Here is an 18,809-nt window from a genome sequence, read left to right as displayed (position 1 = left end):
GCTTCTGCTATTGAGTTGAAGCGGCATCAATGACCCTGAAGATTGGTGATCCAGCACCAGATTTCAATCTCCCCAATCAGGACGGCACCCTCGTTCAGCTGGCATCACTAAGAGGTCAACGGGTTGTGATCTACTTCTATCCGAAGGACGACACCCCTGGGTGCACGAAGGAAGCCTGCAATTTCCGCGACCAATGGGAACGCTTCGAAGCCAATGACATCAAGGTGCTTGGTATCAGCAAAGACGGTGCTACATCCCACACCAAATTCATCAACAAGTATCAGATTCCTTTCACCCTTCTTAGCGACACGGAACCCTGCCCAGTGGCCAGCTCCTACGAAAGCTATGGGCTCAAAAAATTCATGGGACGCGAATACATGGGCATGATGCGCCATAGCTTTGTCGTAGATCCCAAGGGCAATCTGGAACTGATTTATCTAAAGGTGAAAGCCGCAACCATGGCCGATCAAATCCTCAAAGACTTGGGGCTCGACTAATCCGATTGTGCACGTCAACCATCCCCTCCAAGACAAGATTCGGATGATGCACCACATCAAGACCCCTCTGAATGAGTGCTTCCTGAAGAACCGAGGCATCACCTCCACATAACCAAAGCGGTAGTGCCGCCTCACGCTGAGCCTCTAGAAGAGTGCCAAGCAGTGCCTGGAGGCTGCCTCGACGCATGGCCTCGGCCGTGGCGAAAGGGAATGGTTCAGCACTAACTGAGCCAATGCCTGGATCAATCAGACCTTGGGTCCCCTGCGCCATGGCACGTTGCTGCAGACGTAAACCCGGCACCAACTGTCCACCAGCAAAATCACCAGCGGCCGTCACTCGCGTCAAGCTCAACACTGTGCCGGCATCGGCCACAAGCAGGCCTGAAGACGACATCCCGCTGGTGTGAGCTCTTCTCAACGCACCCCAGGCCGCCAAAGCTCGATCAATGCCGAGCCATACAGGCATTCGGGTTAAAGGCACATCCCCCAACCCCAAGCGCCGGTTCGGATCCAAGGCAACTCCCGCAGGGATCGGACCAACAGCAGCCCATGCCAAAAGGGGGGCCTCAAGCGTTTGAAGCTTGAGCGGATTGGGAACGCTATGGCAAAACTGCCATTCATCAGCCTGATACTCGGCCCAATGCCAGCGACTGTTGCCAATCAACAGGCAATGCCCAACAACCTCCACTAGATGCCTTCGCCCAACACACCTGGGAGGTGAAGGCCGCATTCCTGCTTAAGACCTCCAAAGCGTGTCTCCCGTCCAGACGCCTCCCCCCCATCGGGAGCACTGGAATGCCAATCGCCGACCGTGGAGTAACCCTTTTCAAACAGAGGATGCTGCGGCAACTGATGCTCCTGCATGTAATAGAAAACCTCCTTGGGAGTCCAGTCGAGTAAAGGCCTCAATGAAAGGCGATCACGAATCAGATCCAAAAAAGCCATTGAGCGCCGATAGTCGGTCTGATCACTGCGCACTCCACTGGCCCAGCAATGCACATGGAGATCATCCAGAGCCTGCTCGAGGGGCTCCACCTTGCGAATACGGTGATATGTCTCCAGATCCTTCACCGAACCTGTCTCCCAGAGACGGCCATAAATAGCCTCCATTCGAGCAGGAGACATTGGGCTTTGAACCACCTTTAAATCCAACCCAAGCTGACGCGTGAGCTGATCGGCATAGAGATAGGTCTCAGCTGGTAGATAGCCCGTATCCACCCAGACCACAGGGACCACCGAACCACCATCAAGGCCATGAAGCATGTGCAGCAGAACAGCTGATTGAATGCCGAAGCTAGTTGTCAGAACAAAGCCTTGACCAAACTGCTTCAGGGCCCACTCAAGACGGTTCTGGGCAGAAAGATTGGCAAGGTGTATCCGAGCATCCTCCAGAGGCATCTCGAGAGTCGAGGCAACCTGCACACTCGGAGATTGGCCTGCCGCAGTAGACGTGGCAGTGGTCACCGTATCAATGGAGCCATCAGTCATCTCCCCATTCTCCAATGTCGCCGTCCACAACAGAGTGTTTAAGGTTCGAGAATCATCCCAGGCTCGTCGCGCATGATCCCAAACCCGTCAAACGCCAATGCCGTGGTGGTTGTCGGAGGCGGATTTGCAGGGCTAACGACCGCGCTCGCTCTCAGCCACTGCCAACCTCGCCCCCCCATCGTGCTGATTGAACCGCGCCAGCGGTTCGTCTTTCTCCCCTTGCTTTACGAACTCTTGAGTGGAGAGCTTCAGGCTTGGGAAGTCGCACCTCCATATCACTCTCTACTCAGTCAACGCGGTATTGCCCTTCTCGAAGACCGGGTTGAAAGCATCGACACCAAAGCAAAAACGGTCTCCACCAGCTCAGGGCTCAAGCTCAACTACGCACAACTGGTACTCAGCACTGGCTCAGCTCCAACAGATTTCGACATTCCAGGGGTCCGTAAACATGCCCTGATGTTTCACCGTCTCAACGACGTTGACGTGCTGCGACAACGAATTAAAGAACTTCAATTACGTAGAAATCCTCGTCAGGACCTTGTGATTGTTGGAGCGGGACCAACAGGCGTGGAACTGGCCTGCAAGCTGGCAGATCTCCTTGACGGTGCTGCTGCACTCCACCTCATTGAGCTTGGCGAAAGGGTTCTGCCCCGTGCGAAAGCCTTCAACCAAGAACAAGCAGAGCGAGCACTCAGCGAACGTGGTGTTCACGTTCATTTGCTCACGCAAGTTCGAGCCATCTCAACAGACCAGGTTGAACTCATAAGTAAACAAAAGGAACCTGCCATAAGTTCAGCAATAACGCACAGTGGTCTTGTTTGGACAGCCGGCACAAAACCAGTCATACCAGCACTCAGCCCCGACTTTGTCCTTACCGAAGCAAGACTGCCTATCGATTCGTGCCTACAAGTGATCGGACTCAGTGATGTGCTTGGCCTTGGCGATGCCACTTACAACAAAGACCACTCCTGGCCGTCCACAGCCCAGGTCGCACTGCAACAAGGGGAGATCGCGGCTCGAAACGTGATGGCACTACGAGCAAGCAGTCCTCTCCAGCCTTTTGAATTTAAAGATTTTGGCGAAATGCTCAGCCTGGGAGTAGGAGAAGCCTCCCTCACCGGCATGGGTTTCACACTCGCAGGTCCTCTGGCTTTCCAAATTCGCCGAGGTGCCTATCTAACAAAACTACCTGGATTGTCTCTAGGCCTGCGCTCAGGCGGGGCCTGGCTGCTCGGACATTGAAACAAGCCCACCTCGCTGGCCGCACCAAGGGACTACGCCCTTCACAACAAAGACAATTAGAACGCCTCAGCCACCGCCGGCATCCCGAAAGGGAAGGCGCCGATCAGCTAACCCTCGAACGGCTAGCTGAACAGGTGATTGAGCTATGCCAACCACTCCATTTAGTGCTGGATAGCCGTGGATTGTGCCGCCTTCTTTGGGTCGGTCCTCTCGATGGATCCGGCCAACTTCTCGCCCATCTTCCTGAATCACCCCGGCGCAAGACCGCTGGATGGCGCTTAATCAGCTGCTCTCTAACGCTTCAGCGAAACAACCTCAGGCCAGAACAGCATGATGCAATCGTGGCACTCGATCTAGCACCGAACTCCTGGCTACGTTTTGCCCCCACAGCAGATCGAGGAGGTCGCAGGATTGCTGCCCTCTGGCAACCAGACCCAAAGGAGATCTCGGGATGGAGCTTGATCAAAGCCAACGGACTAAGCGAGCTCTGCCAACACAGCCAAGGATCAACCGCCAAGCCAGAAATCAACCCCCTACCGTCAAAGGACAGTAGGGAACGGGTCCTACTACTTACCCTTACGGGACCAGAGCAAAGCCGCAGCGAACGCGACCTTGCTGAGCTCGAGGGGTTGGTGCGCAGTGCAGGGGGGCATCCTGTAGCAGTTGTGCGACAAAAGCAGGGGGCTCCTAACCCTCAGACCCTCTGGGGCAAGGGGAAACTACAAGAGACCGCCTTGGAAGTTCGGCGACATAGCGCTTCTCTAGTGATCACAGACCGTGAGCTCAGTCCTGTTCAAGTCAGGAATCTGGAGCGATATCTCGACTGCCCTGTCATGGATCGCAGTGAATTAATCCTAGACATCTTTGCCCAGCGCGCCTCTAGTGCAGCAGGCCGCCTTCAAGTGGAACTAGCCCAACTTCGCTATCGCATACCAAGGCTGATGGGGCGAGGTCTCAGCCTATCCCGTCAGGGAGGTGGCATCGGCACACGCGGGCCCGGCGAGACCCAACTCGAGAAAGACCGGCGTGCGATTACACGACGCATCGAGCACTTATTACGTGAGGTACGGCAACTGCAAAACCATCGCGCCCGACTCCGCAACCGCAGGAAAGGTCTGCCAAGGGTTGCACTCGTGGGTTATACCAATGCAGGGAAATCATCCCTACTCAATGCTCTCTGCAGTCGAAACGAGCACAGCAAAGTGCTGGCAGAGAACAAACTGTTTGCAACCTTGGATCCAACCACCCGACGATTCTTGATTCCTCAGACAGGTGGAAAACCCCTTGAGCTTCTTATCACAGACACTGTGGGCTTCATCCGTGAACTGCCAGCGCCATTAGTGGAAGCCTTTCGGGCCACTCTGGAGGAAACTCTTGCAGCCGATCTCCTCCTAGTGGTTGTGGACTTGTCAGACACAGACTGGCAAGCCCAACTGGACACAGTGCATCAGTTGCTTAATTCCCTTGGCGCAGAATCAATCCGGCAGGTGATAGCCAATCAAATTGATCGCTGTGATAGCAGTGCACTTGAGACAATCCGCAGCATCGACCCGAAGGTGATTTATCTCTCCGCGGCTTCAGGTGCCGGGCTGCAAGGACTCAAACACTGGCTGAAGGACCAATTCTGGGGTCACAGAGCAGAATCGGCCCCTCTGCGTTCTGTAAATACCTAACTATGGCTGTGCTGAGCACCGCTATTCAAAACCCCCAAGCCCTCATCACCCTGGCGGTGTTGTTGCTGGCGGTGGTGCTCTTCATCAGCGGTGCCCTTGCACCTGAACTCACTGGCCTGCTGAGCATGGCACTGCTGATGGCCACAGGTGTCCTAACTCCCCAACAAGCCCTGGCTGGATTTGGCAGGCCTGCCCTGATTACGCTAATGGGCCTATTCGCGGTCTCTGCAGCCTTATTCCGCAGTGGTGCCCTGGATCGCGTGCGCGAACTGATCGCATCTGAGCGCATTCGCAGCCCACGCCGGTTGATTGCCTTGTTAGGCCTAGTGGTCGCTCCCATTTCGAGTGTCCTCCCAAACACACCCGTCGTCGCCTCGTTGCTACCTGTCATCGAAGCCTGGTGCCATCGACGCCGGATCTCTCCGTCCAAGGTCCTGCTGCCACTATCATTCTCAGCGCTTTTCGGCAGCACACTCACACTGCTGGGGAGTTCAGTGAATCTGCTGGTCAGTGACATCAGCGAGCAATTGGGCAATGGATCTCTAGAACTGTTCAGCTTCACAGCCATCGGCGTGCCGATCTGGCTCGCCGGAACCACGTATCTCATGCTTGCCCCTCAGGCCCTGTTGCCAGACCGTGGCAGCAACAGCGATGAACTAGGAGACAACAAAGACCAGACCGGTTACTTCACAGAAGTCACCATCCCTCAGAACTCGCAACTGGTAGGACAATCCCTGCACAACAGTCGTTTACAACGTCGTTTTGATGTAGACGTGCTGGAACTGCAAAGAGGTCGAGAACGACTCCTACCGCCCCTGGCTGATCGCAGACTTGAACCTGGCGACCGACTTCTCCTGCGGGTCACCCGCGCAGACCTACTTCGTCTCCAACAAGAACACAACGTACAGCTAGCAACAAGAGAGTCGATCGCTCCATCATCACTTTCCCCATCTGGCCTGGGCGAAGGGCAAAGAACTGTGGAAGTCCTCCTACCGGCAGGCTCAACTTTGGCTGGTGCAAGTCTGCGTGAACTGCGATTTCGGCAACGCCACAACGCCACAATTCTTGCTCTCAGGCGTGGTCAGCAAACAGTGCAAGAGCGTCTTGGACAAGCTGTACTACGCGAAGGCGATGTCTTACTGCTGCAAGCCCCATTGGACTCGATTCGCGGCCTGCAAGCCAGCAATGATTTGCTGGTCCTTGATCAGCTGGAAAACGACCTGCCCACAGTGCGCCGCAAACCACTGACCATCGCCATTGCTTTGGCCATGCTGATCATGCCGACAGTGACTGCCCTGCCACTGGTGGCAGCGGTCCTACTTGCTGCAGTCGCGATGGTGGCAGGAGGATGCCTTCGTCCAGGGGAACTTCAGCGATCAATTCGTCTCGATGTGATTCTGCTGCTGGGGTCGCTCTCCAGCTTCAGCGTGGCAATGCAGAAAACCGGCCTGGCAGATGCTCTTGCAAGCAGCTTTGAAACCTTGCTGAATGACTGGTCCAACTACATAGCCTTACTAATCATCTTTCTGGTCACCACGCTCCTCACCCAGGTGATGAGCCCAGCTGCATCCGTTGCACTACTTGTCCCAGTGGCCATCCAACTCGCACCTGGACTAGACCTTGTACCCAATGCACTGGTCTTCACCGTGCTATTTGGTGCAAGCCAGTCTTTTCTGACACCAATGGGGCATCAGACAAACCTGATGGTGTTCGGTCCTGGGCGTTATCGATTTCTGGATGTAACCCGTTACGGAGCTGGCCTAACGGCCGTGATGACCGTGATGATTCCTGGGCTGATCCTTTGGCATTTCGGCGGATCTTGAATACAGCAGAACTGTGCCAACATTTGCAGAATCTGGTTCTATCCGTCTGGGGAGAATCCTCAGGACACCCTTTGACTCTCGTCGCGATAAAGCGGTAACCCATCGGTGCCATTTCCTAACGCCGGCCATCGCACTCAGGATTTGTACCGTCGCCTAACGGTTCCTCAATTCACTGTGGTCACAGGTTTACTGGTGATCATCGCTGGGACTCTGATTCTCGCCACTCCGGTCTGCTCCAACGCCAAGGTGGGATTGTGGGAAGCCCTGTTCACGGCGACCTCCGCAGTGACCGTGACTGGACTTTGCATTATTGATGTTGGCCAAGATCTAACCAACGTCGGCCAGGGGGTTCTTGCAGCGATGATCCTTGCAGGTGGACTTGGGCTGATGGCTATCACCACCTTCTTACAAGGTTTTGTGGTTCGCGGAACGGAGCTGAGATGCAGGCTTGATCGAGGCAAAACCCTCGATGAATTCGGGGTTGGCGGCGTAGGCACGACTTTTCGCGGCATTGCCCTCACCGCAACAGTGCTGATCCTGATTGGCGCGATCGTGCTCTACATCTTTGGCTTCAATGACATCACCAACCATGGAGAGCGACTGTGGGCTGCACTTTTTCACAGCATCTCTGCCTACAACAACGCCGGCTTCGGACTCTGGTCTGACAGCCTGGAGCACTACCGCAGCAATGCGGTAGTCAATAGCGTGATCATTGTCCTGATCGTTCTTGGTGGACTGGGATGGAGAGTCACCAGTGATCTCTGGAGCAATCGCAAACAACTACAACGCCGCAACCTCAGCCTGCATACCCGTCTGGTCATTCGCACATCCCTGATCCTGATCCTGAGCGGAACCGTGGGGCTAGTGATCACTGAATCACTAAGCCAAGACCACTTCCTCTCAAGTATGGGTTGGTCTGAGCGACTGATGAGCTCGCTATTCGGCTCTATCAGTGCCAGAACCGCTGGATTTACCACCGTGAACCTCTCTCTCGAGAGCATTTCCGATTCAGGGCTACTTCTGCTAATGGCGCTGATGTTCATTGGAGCTAGTCCCGGAGGTACTGGCGGTGGCATCAAAACCACCACCCTGGCCGCCTTAATGGCCGCCACCCGTTCAACCCTGCGTGGTCAGGACGATGTCGTCATCCGTAATCGTCAGATTTCCGACAAGGTGGTCTTGAAAGCCGTCGGCATCACAGTGGCATCCTTGCTTTTCGTGCTTGTGATGGCCTTATTGCTGGGTATGTCCAGCAGCCTGAATGGAGAGCAAGCCTTCACCTTTCTAGAAATGTTATTCACATGCATTTCAGCCTTTGCCACTGTTGGGTTCGATGTTGGCGTCACCGAGAATTTGAGTCATTTCGGACAACTCGTGCTGATCGTCGGCATGTTTGTCGGACGACTCGGCATCCTTCTGCTACTCAGCGCAATCTGGGAAGCAGTCAACAAAGATCGGCTCCACCGTCAAAATCGCATCGGCTATCCGCGAGAAGATCTTTATGTCTGAACTTTGGTTTGCTGAGAAAACACAATGAAAGAGTGGTGGAACTGGTCACCCGAACAAGGCACCCCTCAGCTTGGGTTTGCGGTAGTGGGAGTAGGGCGCTTCGGGAGCGCCGTCTGTCGTGAACTCATGCAAAACGGTGCAGACGTGCTGGCGGTTGACCGTTCAGAACGATCTATCGAAGAGCTGCGCCAACTGGAGCCGTCGATCGAAGCAAGAGTTGTGGACTGCACTGACGAGGAATCGATGCGAGAAGCAGGTGTGCTCGAAATGGGCACCGTTGTCGTGGGCATCAGCGAACCGATCGAAGCAAGCATCACAACCACGCTGATCGCCAAGGACAGCGAGGGCAGCAAAGTGCAACAGGTGATTGCCCGAGCCACCAGTGACCTTCACGAAAAGATGTTGAAGCGGGTTGGCGCTGATCGAGTGGTGTTCCCCTCGAGGATGCAGGGGGAGCGGCTAGGTCTTGAATTAGTACGGCCCAACCTGATGGAACGCTTGGAACTTGATGACCAAACCTGCATCGAAGAAATCAAGGTTCCCGATCTGTTTGTTGGACATTCCCTACGAGACCTCAACCTACGCAAGAACTACCTGGTAAACGTTCTGGCAGCTGGCCCAACCAAGGGACTGCACGTCAACCCTCCCGCAACGTATGTGCTCGAAAAAGAGCATGTGCTTGTCGTCATGGGATTGGTTGACGACCTCAAGAAACTTCCCAAAACCTGACTTCAATGCGCGTACTGGGGCTGATGAGCGGCACCAGTGCTGATGGTGTTGATGCAGTACTCGCTGAGTTCAGTGGTTCACCATCTGAACCCAAATGGTCGCTACTGAATCTTGTCTGCACCCCCTACCCAGAGGATCTTCGCCAAATAGTTATCAACGCAGGACAAGGCATCAGGCTCAATAGCCGTGAATGGCTCGAGCTATCTGAGTCCATCACCGAGGTTCATGCTCAAGCAGCTCTGGCCTGTGACCCCAGCGCACAAGCTGAGCTGGTGGGTTCTCATGGTCAGACTGTTTGGCATCGTCCTCCTCAGAAGAATCATCGCGGCGCCAGCTGGCAAATCCTGCAAGCCCCTCTACTGGCTGAACTGCTCAAGCGCCCTGTTGTTCATGACTTCCGAGCCGCAGACCTGGCACTAGGAGGCCAGGGAGCACCTTTGGTACCTATGGCTGATGCCGCACTGCTAGGTCGAGTAGGGGGCTGGCGTGGGGTGCTCAATCTTGGAGGGATTGCCAATCTCACCCTGATTCCTCCCCGCAGCGGTCCGGATCGCCTTGCTTCAGTTATGGGCTGGGATTGCGGCCCAGCCAACAGCCTGATAGATCTTGCTGTTGAACAGATCAGCAAAGGCAAGCTTGCCTTTGATCATGATGGAATCATCGCTGCCAGTGGGCATCCGCATACGACCACGATCGAACGCTGGCTGAAGGAAACCTTCTTCCAACTCCCTCCTCCCAAATCAACAGGCCGAGAGCAATTTGGGCTTGCCGATCTAGAGCAGCGCCTCAAGGAACTCCCCAAGATGTCGAGGGCCAATCGTGTCGCCACATTGACCGCTTTCAGCGCAGCCGTTGTGGCACAGGATCTGGACAATCTTCACCTTAGAAATCTGGTTCGCCCCCTGGAACTCATTGTTGCTGGTGGAGGAAGCCGAAATCCTGTGCTGATGAACGAACTAAGACAACGCTGCCGTGGCATGCGACTCCTCAATAGCGATGAGCTGGGCCTCAGCGCTGAAGCCCGAGAAGGCCTTGCCTTTGCATTACTGGCCTGGTGGCATTGCCTCCAGTATCCAGGCAACGCTCCGGCCATAACAGGGGCCAAGCGTGCGGCAGTTCTTGGTGTGAGAGCTGATCCAGCTTGATTCGCCAAGCAGTTCATTGAAGAACTACGAAGACCACCAAACTCAAGAGGGACGATAGAGGCGGAGACGGCGCGGAGCGCCTCTTAAACGCCTGGGCTGTTGAGCTTCAAGAGCCGATCGAAAGCCTTCTGTACTCGCTAACGATGGGGCTGAAACGACCGAACTCTGCTCCTGCTCGTAACGCTGAATACCCTGCTGAATAAGCACTTTGGCCATATTGCTAACGGTGCGGGACTCAAGCTCGGCAAGAGCTGTTAGGCGCACACAAAGCTCTTCAGGCAACACAACCTGGACTCTCGGAGACTTGGGCTTCCCACTGGATGAGGTTTGACGGGTAGCCACGACCCTAAAAAAGTAAGTCTTACGTACAAGTGTACAGAGGTGTGCAAGGATAGTATCCAGCACTATGCTGAGACCACAGTTCGGAATGGTCTATTCCGATGACCCAGTTCAACAATTCCATGGCCCGTCGAAATACCCAATGCTTTTTCAGCCCTAAAACTCAAGTACCCCCCTCATTCGACTAACAACCAGACATCAGGATTGCCCCATGGACAAACCCACACTTCCAACTTCAACTCGCTTCAATCCACCTCAACAGGCCAACAGCCCTAGCCAATCCAACAGCCCTGTCAAGCCAAACAGCCGTATCAAATCAAGCAAGGGTCGGCGTTTAAGCCGAAGCCAAGAAAATAGCGATGTGCTGGTATCAGCTGTAATTAGCAGCTATCTGCTCACACATCTCCATCAAGTCTTGCAAAGGGCGGAATACGGCGCCGCTCAGGACGGACGCGAATCCCAGGCCAAAAATTTCGCCCAACTGCGCAAAGTCCTCTGCATGGATGCCCGCAGCATGAAAGACGCATCAGCAACAGGCATGACAGAAGTTGAGGTAGAGCAAGCAGCATGAACCAAGAATCAGGTCAAATCACTTCAGGCTGAATACAGTTGCAAAAGACACTTCCCTTCTGATGAGCAGCAACGCTGCAGTGCTCTACGAACGTATTCAGAACGATCCCGAACACACCAAAGCCCTATTTCGCCAGGCACTCCAAGATCCTCAGGGAGCCTTGAAGGCAATCTGCGATCTAGGGCACAGCATGGGACTCCCTGTAACGCTTGACGAAGTAAAAGCGCACTTGGCCAGCCTCGATGACGCTGACACCAAGCAATGGCTCATCAAGGCTCGGGGGGGGCTTTAAGACCAGGCTCTAATTCACGCGAGCGACTTTCTTCTACTTGTGAGGGATTGACGTTTTGCATGCCTCGACGGTCGTAACCGCCACCCCCTGCCAAACTCCAAAAAAACCAGTAACTAGGGATCGCTAGGCCAGCAGCAAGCACAACAGCCGTAATTTGTTCGAATTTCACCATGGCCGGTGATCCGGAATGGATATCCTCCAGTCTGCCCGTATACGAAGCGGGATGATGTTCTTGCGGTTGCTTTCCCTCGGTGCTGCGACTTGAGCACGTCAACAAGGTCTACCCCACGCATGAAGTCCTCAAGGATGTCACCTGGGAAATCAAGCCCGGAGACCGAATCGGACTGGTAGGTGTCAATGGGGCTGGCAAATCCACACAGCTCAAATTAATCGCGGGACTCGAAGAAGCCAGCAGTGGCCAGATTGTGCGCCAGGGGAACCCACGCATCGCCTACTTACAACAAGAGTTTGATGTTGATCCCTGCCGCACAGTGCGAGAAGAGCTCTTTCAAGCCTTTGGTGAGGCCGCTGCCGTTGTCCATCAACAGCGACTCGTAGAAACCGCCATGGCTACAAAGCGGGCTGCAGAAGACAGCGTTTTTCTCGACAGCCTGATCAAAGACCTAAGCCGTTTGCAGAATTGCTTTGAAGCCCTACACGGCTATGAGCTTGAGGCTCGAATCGAAAAACTACTGCCAACACTCCATTTCACATCAGATGGAGCCGATCAACGGGTAGGGGACTATTCCGGGGGATGGCAAATGCGAATTGCTCTCGGCAAGATCCTTCTTCAAGATCCTGATCTGCTCCTGCTCGACGAGCCCACAAACCATCTGGACGTAGACACCATCCAGTGGTTGGAGGACTATCTGCTCAAACAGACCGCCGCCATGGTTGTGATCAGCCACGACCGGACGTTCCTCGATCGGATCTGTACCCAAATCGTGATTACTGAGAGAGGCATTTCGCGCACCTATCTCGGTAACTACACAGCACATCTTGAGCAGAAGGCACTCGAAGAGGAAGCAACTCAAGCTGCGTTTGAACGCCAGCAGAAAGATCTAGCCGCCCAACAGGCCTATGTCGATCGATTCAGGGCAAGTGCCACGCGCAGCACCCAAGCCAAAAGCCGAGAGAAACTCCTCGAGAAAGTAGAGCGAATCGAAGCTCCAGTTAAGAGTGTCAGCGGCCCCAGCTTTCGCTTCCCAGACGCTCCACGATCCGGCCGACAGGTGGCTCTGATCGAAGACCTCAGCCACAGCTACGGAGACAAGATTCTCTTCCTAGGCGCCCATCTGGAGGTGGAACCCGGCGATCGGATTGCTTTCATAGGCCCCAACGGCGCAGGCAAATCCACTCTGCTGCGTCTGATCATGGGCTTGGAAGCTGCCGATGACGGCAGGGCTTCCCTCGGAGAACACAACGTGATAGCTGGCTATTTCGAACAGAACCAAGCAGAAGCTCTGGATCTGCAGAAAACCGTCATCGACACAATGTTTGAAGCTGTCCCAGACTGGACCCAAACCCAGGTGCGCTCTCTACTCGGCAGTTTCTGCTTGAGTAATGATGCTGTTTTCAAAAACGTCGAAAATCTCAGTGGTGGAGAAAAGGCTCGCTTAGCCCTAGCCCTAATGCTGGTCAAACCCTGCAATTTGCTGTTACTCGACGAACCAACAAACCACCTCGACATCCCTGCCAAACAGATGCTGGAGGACGCACTGCAGGCTTACGAAGGCGCCGCCCTGCTGGTCTCTCATGATCGCTACTTCATTTCCCGTGTAGCCAATCGCATCGTGGAATTACGCGATGGCGAACTGATCCTTTACCGAGGCAACTACGCTTATTTCCAGGAAAAAAAATCAGAGGAACAAGCCGCAGCCGCGGCAGCATTGGCCCTGGCAGAAAAAGAAGTCAAGCGCTTAGCCAATCGCGATCGCCAAAGAAAGCGTCAAGCCAGAAAAAAAGGCGCGGCTTAAACCCAAAATCTATCCGTTTGGCAAAAAAACTTTAAAGAAGGTTAGGCAGGAAGACTCATTTTCCTTTGAGCACAGCAAATATGTGCATAAGCTGACTTCACAGCCATGTGTACTTGATGTCAAGCGTCCCTACCCAACGTGCCGAAGACCTTCATATCTCCAACTCGACTAGCGACGCAAACCATGAACACGAGCAAACTTGGGATGCCGTTGAGACCTACTTCGAATGCATCACCACCTGCTCGCTGGATGACGGTGAATGCATCACCCGTTGCGTGGAGCAGTTACGAGACACTGACGAATGAATAGCTTCTAGCCGCAGCCGCAAAATGAGATTGCATCACTACCCGCTCATGGGCTGAACATGTCTTAGATCCTTTTGTAGAGCCTGAGACTGGACTAGTCGGGAGTAGTGCACATAACAACAGGGTCAAGGTGCCTGCATCGCCTTCAGCTCCACTGGTGTAACCGCCAGCTCAATCCGACTGTTGCCCCGGATTAATCCAAAATTGATTGGTCGCCCAACTCCATGACGATCAATCGCGCTCACTACCTCAGCAGGCCCATCAATCGGTAACCCTTCCACCGAAACGATCACATCATCAACCTTCAACCCGGCACGCGCTGCAGGCCCACCCGGCACCACGGAACGAATCACAGCACCAGGAGAGTTGGCTTCCCCAGAACGAACAGATGGCACCGGCGAGAGACCTACACCCACCATCGGATGACTGGCCCGTCCTCGCTCCACCAGCTGGTGGGCGATGGTCCTAGCCCGATTAATAGGAATAGCAAAACCCAGCCCAGCTCCTGGTCCAGAGCGAACGAGTGTATTGATACCCACCACATTGCCCTCAGAATTCAACAGCGGTCCTCCTGAGTTGCCTGGATTGATAGCAGCATCGGTCTGAATTAAATCCAACCGCTTGCCAGAGATCCCTAGCTGAGAGACGTTGCGGTTGAGGTTGCTGACGATTCCCAACGTCACCGTATTTTCAAGGCCAAAAGGGTTGCCAACAGCTATGGCCCAATCCCCGACCCGAAGCTGGTCCGAGTCTCCCAATGGGGCTGTGGGCCAAGGCCCCGAGCCATCCAACTGCACTACAGCCAGATCCGTAATCTTGTCCTGACCAACCAATCGCCCAGGCACCCTTCGACCATCTGGCAATCCCACCATCAGCTGATCGGTCTTCTCCACGACATGAGCATTGGTGAGAACCAATCCGTCCGCCGAAAAAATCACACCACTTCCCTGCCCTCGTTCTATCCGCGAGCGGGGAGCGACTCTGCCAGGCAAACCAAAGAAATGTTGGAACAGCGGGTCTGCTAATAGCCCCTGAGGCAGACCAGCCATGCCCATAGAACGGACCGTCCGACTCGTCTCAAGAGTCACCACAGCTGGGCCGCTGCGAGCCACGGCATCCGCTACAAACGACTGCTTGGATAAGGCTGTCGCGGCTGATGCCGCCTGCAGCCGTTGAGGGGAAAGTCCCGACAACACAGGCAGACAAACCAATCCAGTGCCAAGCAGAAGACCACCACGGAAAACCCTTCTCAAACCTGAAGATTGGCTGGATAACCGCAACTCTGCGGAGGATTCCTCAAGTAACGCAGACATTGGCCAAACGACAATCAATTCATGACTTTGACCGTAGACAGAGCTCTCTCAAACAACAGTGTCAATCCTTGACAGAGCTGTGACCAAATACGCCTGAGCTCGTCTTCATGAAGCTTCATTCCCCCACAGAACAGCTCAACAAGCTCCAAACTGAATGAACTGTTGCAACAAATCCTGGGCGCTAACCAGCCCTTTGCCTGAGTTTCGTGAAGTTTGAAAGGCCTGAGCTTTGCAAGAGCCTCGTGATTAGCACGATCATTCAAAGGCAAGCAATGATGAACGCAACGTGGCGACCACCCAATCGCCTTTATCGCAAACCATGAAGACGTCATGGAGAACCCCTTGTTCCCGATCCTTTACGGCGCTGCTTTCCTGATCCTGCTGTGGCAAGCCTTCCGCGTGATGGGGAAGGGTTTCGGCGCCGCACAGCAACCAATACGTAGCCAAGCAATTAGGAAGAACTCACAAGGTGATCGCACCGGTTTGGTGACCGTTCACCCTGAATTACTAGACCAGGAAGGCCGCCTCACAGAAGAAGAGCTCCTCACAGTTCGTTTCTCAGGAGACAACGAGCCACCCCAGTCAACAGAAACTCCTGCTGAATAAATTAGAAAGCCAGTGTCAAAAGGCTGGCACTGGATTGGACTCGATTGGGGGAGCCCTGGTGGATCAAAGAACGCGCATCGTGGCTGCAGTCATCAAAGCCGTGAAGTTGCCTCCGCGGTTTCGACTGCGGCTGGTCAAAGAAGATCCTGTTCGGCTTGAACTAAGCCTCACCCCTGCTTACGGCAAACAGCCGATCCAAGTGGGATTGGTCGAGTCTCTTGACCTGGTAGCTCGGCGCGATCGGGAAGGACGCATCCCTAGAGACTTGCAGGGAACATGGGATTGGACGGTCCGACACGGCGACGTAAGCACCGGGGGATGGAATCCCTTTCTCAAGGAAGCACTTCAAACCATGTTTGAAACAGGGCTACCAGCCATCGTTTACGAAGAACTCACAGGCGAGGACTATCACCCCGTTGACGGCACCCGCCACGTGCGCTGAGCGTGAAGGATGTGAAGCCCTGCGAACTACCAGGGCTACAAACAGGGACAAGGGGCTAGACCAGTACAGTTCCGGCTCTTAAGGTTTTCTTCATGAGCAGCCTGCAGCTTTCGACGGCGCCTTTAGTGAGGCTTCTCTTTGCGATAGGAGCCCTAAGCAGTCTGATGCTGCTAGCTCTTCTCAATCTGATCAGCTAACTCTTTCTTTGCAGCTTGGGAGTTCTCCCGATCGACTCGCTGCTAACGCAGCTCTGCCACAGCCTTACTGCAAGTGCCACAGTGCTGCTGCAAGCGCCACCAGGGGCAGGGAAAACCACCAGAGTTCCGCTTGCGCTACTTGGTGCCCTTGATGGTCACACCCCTCTTCCAGGCAGAATCTGGATGCTGGAACCCCGACGATTAGCTGTCAAAGCAGCAGCCTCGCGACTAGCCGCAAGCTTGAAAGAACCCTTAGGGGAGCGCGTGGGCTTCGCTATACGACATGAACAACTGCGCTCAAAACGAACTCAATTAGAGGTCATTACAGACGGCTTGTTTCTACGTCGCCTTCAGAGTGATCCAAGCCTAAACGGCATTGATTGCGTGATCTTTGATGAATTTCACGAACGACGGCGAGACAGCGACCTCGCCCTGGCCCTTTTGCTTGAAGCCCGACCGCTGCTCCATCCAGAGCTACGGCTTCTGATCATGTCTGCAACGCTCAATCTTGGCGAATTACAAGATCGCCTACCAGAAGCAACCCTTCTACAGAGCGAGGGGAAAGCCTTCCCCGTCGTCACCCATCATCAGACACCCCGCCCAGACGAACCGTTACCCCATCAGGTGATGCGGGCCATTAAGGCCCATGCCCTACCTCTCACAGAAGCAAGCGATCGCACCAGTTCACACCCCACCGTGCTGGTGTTCCTGCCTGGACAACGTGAGATCAAACGCACCCAAGAACTACTGGCGGTTCAAGAAAGTCTTACTCATTGGAATCTTGCCTATCTTCACGGTCAACAGCCTCTACATGTGCAAGCGCGTGCATTGCTGAGGGCTGAATCGCCTTGGATAGGCAAGATCGTCTTAGCAAGTTCTATCGCGGAGAGCTCACTCACCCTCGAAGGAGTTCGACTGGTCATCGACAGCGGCCTGAGTCGGCAAAGTCGCTTTGACCCCAACACTGGCATGGAGGGACTTGAGACAGTGCCCTCCAGCCTGGCAAGCGCCAAGCAACGCCAAGGGCGAGCCGGACGCCAAGGTCCAGGCCAATGCGTTCGACTTTGGTCGCTAGCAGAACAACTGCGCAAGCCCGAACATGCCCCTCCAGAAGTACTTGTTACCGATCCCATGCCCGTGGTACTTGAGCTCGCTGCCTGGGGCGCTGGCTTAGGAGAAACCCTGCCATGGATCGACCCCCCACCTCAATCAGCGTTGCAGAAGGGAAGGCAACAACTGATCAATCTGAACGCCCTCAACCATGACGGACGGATCACAACGCTAGGCCGCCATCTCTGCAAACTAGGCATACATCCCAGGCTAGGGATCCTGTTGCTCCAAGCCCAAGGATGGGGATGCGCAGCCCTGGGAGCCGAACTAGCCGCTTTACTTGGTGATCGAGATCCCCTCAACAGCCATCAGGTTGGCTCAGACCTGAGAACTCGTCTGGATTGGTTACGTCAGGACCAGCGAGAAATTCATCGATCTGCAAGAAAAGGCCATCAACAGATGCGCCGTCTCAGTCAAAGGCTGCTTGGTCAACTCAAGACCATTAGGCAAGACGATCAATCCAGCAAACAAGCAAATAAAGACCTCTCAGAACATGCCCTGGCAGCACAACTCATTGCCACAGCCTTCCCGGAATGGTTGGCCTTGGAACGACCAGGAAAAGCCGGACACTATCGATTGCGACAAGGACGCGGCGCCATTCTCCGCCAGCATGACCCTCTCAGATCTTCTCCTGCCCTAGCAGTTGCAAGGGTGGATCTTGGCCAGGCCAACACACTCATCCAGCTCGCAATCCCCCTCCCGGTGCAATGGGTAGAGACGCTGAGCAAGACAGATGGGGAATGGAGTGAATCAGTGAGCTGGGATGAAAAAAGCTCGCGAATACGAGCAGAGCGACTGTTGAAGATCGGCGAACTACTAATCCAAAGGGAACGCCTGCCACAGCCCGAACCAGAACACTGCCGCAAGATCCTGCTCGATGTCTTGTGCCATCAGGGTCTAGGGCAACTCCCCTGGGGCCGTCGCAGCCAACAACTGCGTGCACGCCTGGAACTCGCCCACCGCCACCTAGGCACCCCCTGGCCACCTCGCGACCTTAAATTCCTTGGCCATCAGCCAAGTTCATGGCTCAACCAACCGCTGTTGGGCTGCCATAGCTTGGATGAGCTGGGTGAAGAAGGGCTAATAGAAGCTCTCTGGGGAGAGCTCCCCTGGGAGATGCACCAGACACTAGACATCCTGCTGCCAAGCCAACTAACCATTCCCTCTGGTCGGTCTGCTGTACTCAACTATGGCGATGGAGAGGTGAAGTTATCGGTGAAGCTTCAAGAAATGTTTGGCTGCGAAGACGGTCCAAAACTGATCAATGGCAAGCTTCCTGTGACCCTTGAACTTCTCTCTCCAGCAGGGCATACTCTCCAGCTCACAAGAGATCTAGCAGGCTTCTGGAATGATAGCTATCAGGACGTGCGCCGCGAAATGCGCGGTCGCTACCCGAAGCATCCCTGGCCAGAAAACCCGCGAGAAGCCCAAGCAACAGCCAGCATCAAAAAACACATGGCCGGATGAGATGAATACAAGGGGGAAATTGCCTAAAAAATGGGAGTCTATTGCCATGGAGACGGTCAAGCCATCTCCATGCTTTGTTACATTG

At 54.6% G+C, this 18,809-nt stretch carries 19 protein-coding genes; 14 read left to right on the top strand and 5 right to left on the bottom strand.

Going from position 1 to position 18,809, the window contains the following annotated elements; all coding sequences use genetic code 11:
- Nucleotides 1–29 precede the first annotated feature (29 nt).
- A complete protein-coding gene (gene bcp / locus SIB66_RS04830) occupies nt 30–497 on the top strand; it encodes a thioredoxin-dependent thiol peroxidase (RefSeq protein ID WP_063405919.1) in 468 nt (155 codons plus the stop codon).
- Here the strand turns inward: bcp and SIB66_RS04825 are convergent.
- A complete protein-coding gene (locus SIB66_RS04825) occupies nt 475–1,227 on the bottom strand; it encodes a type III pantothenate kinase (RefSeq protein WP_063405920.1) in 753 nt (250 codons plus the stop codon). The two genes, bcp and SIB66_RS04825, sit on opposite strands and share 23 nt — an antisense overlap.
- Entirely contained in the window at nt 1,185–1,985 is an 801-nt protein-coding gene (locus tag SIB66_RS04820) for a phosphoadenylyl-sulfate reductase (protein WP_063405921.1), read from the bottom strand. Before SIB66_RS04820 ends, SIB66_RS04825 begins: the two co-directional genes overlap by 43 nt.
- A 72-nt stretch (nt 1,986–2,057) precedes the next feature.
- Between SIB66_RS04820 and SIB66_RS04815 the strand changes: the two genes are divergently transcribed.
- From SIB66_RS04815 to SIB66_RS04790, 6 genes are all read left to right on the top strand, one after another.
- Entirely contained in the window at nt 2,058–3,227 is a 1,170-nt protein-coding gene (locus SIB66_RS04815) for an NAD(P)/FAD-dependent oxidoreductase (RefSeq protein ID WP_063421484.1), read from the top strand.
- Nucleotides 3,224–4,900, top strand: a complete 1,677-nt coding sequence (gene hflX / locus SIB66_RS04810; protein ID WP_063405923.1) for a GTPase HflX — start codon at nt 3,224–3,226, stop codon at nt 4,898–4,900. Before SIB66_RS04815 ends, hflX begins: the two co-directional genes overlap by 4 nt.
- Nucleotides 4,901–4,902: 2 nt before the next feature.
- Complete coding sequence (locus tag SIB66_RS04805; protein ID WP_063405924.1) at nt 4,903–6,723, top strand: SLC13 family permease; 1,821 nt, start codon at nt 4,903–4,905, stop codon at nt 6,721–6,723.
- 105 nt (nt 6,724–6,828) lie between these two features.
- On the top strand, nt 6,829–8,232 hold the full coding sequence (locus tag SIB66_RS04800; RefSeq protein WP_063405925.1) for a TrkH family potassium uptake protein: 1,404 nt from the start codon (nt 6,829–6,831) through the stop codon (nt 8,230–8,232).
- 24 nt (nt 8,233–8,256) lie between these two features.
- Nucleotides 8,257–8,961 carry a potassium channel family protein gene (locus SIB66_RS04795; RefSeq protein ID WP_063405926.1) on the top strand — a complete coding sequence of 235 codons (705 nt, stop codon included), beginning with the start codon at nt 8,257–8,259 and terminating at the stop codon, nt 8,959–8,961.
- A 5-nt stretch (nt 8,962–8,966) separates the two neighbouring features.
- Entirely contained in the window at nt 8,967–10,106 is a 1,140-nt protein-coding gene (locus tag SIB66_RS04790; protein WP_063405927.1) for an anhydro-N-acetylmuramic acid kinase, read from the top strand.
- Nucleotides 10,107–10,148: 42 nt separating this feature from the next.
- On the opposite strand, the gene SIB66_RS04785 is transcribed toward SIB66_RS04790, so the two are convergent.
- Nucleotides 10,149–10,448 carry a ribbon-helix-helix domain-containing protein gene (locus SIB66_RS04785; RefSeq protein WP_011130998.1) on the bottom strand — a complete coding sequence of 100 codons (300 nt, stop codon included), beginning with the start codon at nt 10,446–10,448 and terminating at the stop codon, nt 10,149–10,151.
- Nucleotides 10,449–10,656: 208 nt separating this feature from the next.
- Here SIB66_RS04785 and SIB66_RS04780 point away from each other — a divergent pair, with 208 nt between their 5' ends.
- Together SIB66_RS04780 and SIB66_RS04775 are read left to right on the top strand one after the other, a co-directional pair.
- On the top strand, nt 10,657–11,016 hold the full coding sequence (locus SIB66_RS04780; protein WP_063405928.1) for a hypothetical protein: 360 nt from the start codon (nt 10,657–10,659) through the stop codon (nt 11,014–11,016).
- A gap of 61 nt (nt 11,017–11,077) precedes the next feature.
- Nucleotides 11,078–11,308: a hypothetical protein gene (locus tag SIB66_RS04775; RefSeq protein ID WP_011131000.1), complete on the top strand. Its 231-nt coding sequence runs from the start codon at nt 11,078–11,080 to the stop codon at nt 11,306–11,308.
- Here the strand turns inward: SIB66_RS04775 and SIB66_RS04770 are convergent.
- Nucleotides 11,286–11,480 (bottom strand): hypothetical protein, encoded by a 195-nt coding sequence (locus tag SIB66_RS04770; RefSeq protein ID WP_063405929.1) that lies wholly within the window; start codon nt 11,478–11,480, stop codon nt 11,286–11,288. The two genes, SIB66_RS04775 and SIB66_RS04770, sit on opposite strands and share 23 nt — an antisense overlap.
- A gap of 79 nt (nt 11,481–11,559) precedes the next feature.
- On the opposite strand from SIB66_RS04770, the gene SIB66_RS04765 reads away from it, so the two are divergent.
- Entirely contained in the window at nt 11,560–13,284 is a 1,725-nt protein-coding gene (locus SIB66_RS04765) for an ATP-binding cassette domain-containing protein (RefSeq protein ID WP_063405930.1), read from the top strand.
- Between the two features lie 116 nt (nt 13,285–13,400).
- Nucleotides 13,401–13,589 (top strand): hypothetical protein, encoded by a 189-nt coding sequence (locus tag SIB66_RS04760; RefSeq protein ID WP_063421486.1) that lies wholly within the window; start codon nt 13,401–13,403, stop codon nt 13,587–13,589.
- Between the two features lie 125 nt (nt 13,590–13,714).
- Here SIB66_RS04760 and SIB66_RS04755 read toward each other — a convergent pair whose 3' ends face one another.
- Nucleotides 13,715–14,902 (bottom strand): trypsin-like peptidase domain-containing protein, encoded by a 1,188-nt coding sequence (locus SIB66_RS04755; protein WP_063405951.1) that lies wholly within the window; start codon nt 14,900–14,902, stop codon nt 13,715–13,717.
- Nucleotides 14,903–15,232: 330 nt separating this feature from the next.
- On the opposite strand from SIB66_RS04755, the gene SIB66_RS04750 reads away from it, so the two are divergent.
- The 3 genes from SIB66_RS04750 to hrpB all read left to right on the top strand — a co-directional run bounded on the left by SIB66_RS04750 (nt 15,233) and on the right by hrpB (nt 18,724).
- On the top strand, nt 15,233–15,508 hold the full coding sequence (locus SIB66_RS04750; protein WP_063405932.1) for a DUF2973 domain-containing protein: 276 nt from the start codon (nt 15,233–15,235) through the stop codon (nt 15,506–15,508).
- 58 nt (nt 15,509–15,566) lie between these two features.
- On the top strand, nt 15,567–15,950 hold the full coding sequence (locus SIB66_RS04745) for a hypothetical protein (RefSeq protein ID WP_036911765.1): 384 nt from the start codon (nt 15,567–15,569) through the stop codon (nt 15,948–15,950).
- A 212-nt stretch (nt 15,951–16,162) separates the two neighbouring features.
- Complete coding sequence (gene hrpB / locus SIB66_RS04740; RefSeq protein ID WP_063421488.1) at nt 16,163–18,724, top strand: ATP-dependent helicase HrpB; 2,562 nt, start codon at nt 16,163–16,165, stop codon at nt 18,722–18,724.
- Nucleotides 18,725–18,809 lie beyond the last annotated feature (85 nt).

The sequence above is a fragment of the Prochlorococcus sp. MIT 1318 genome, assembly GCF_047304505.1.
In the GTDB taxonomy this organism is placed as follows: domain Bacteria; phylum Cyanobacteriota; class Cyanobacteriia; order PCC-6307; family Cyanobiaceae; genus Prochlorococcus; species Prochlorococcus marinus_D.
Note: the sequence above shows the minus strand (reverse complement) of the source record. Positions and strands in the feature narration are given on the sequence as shown.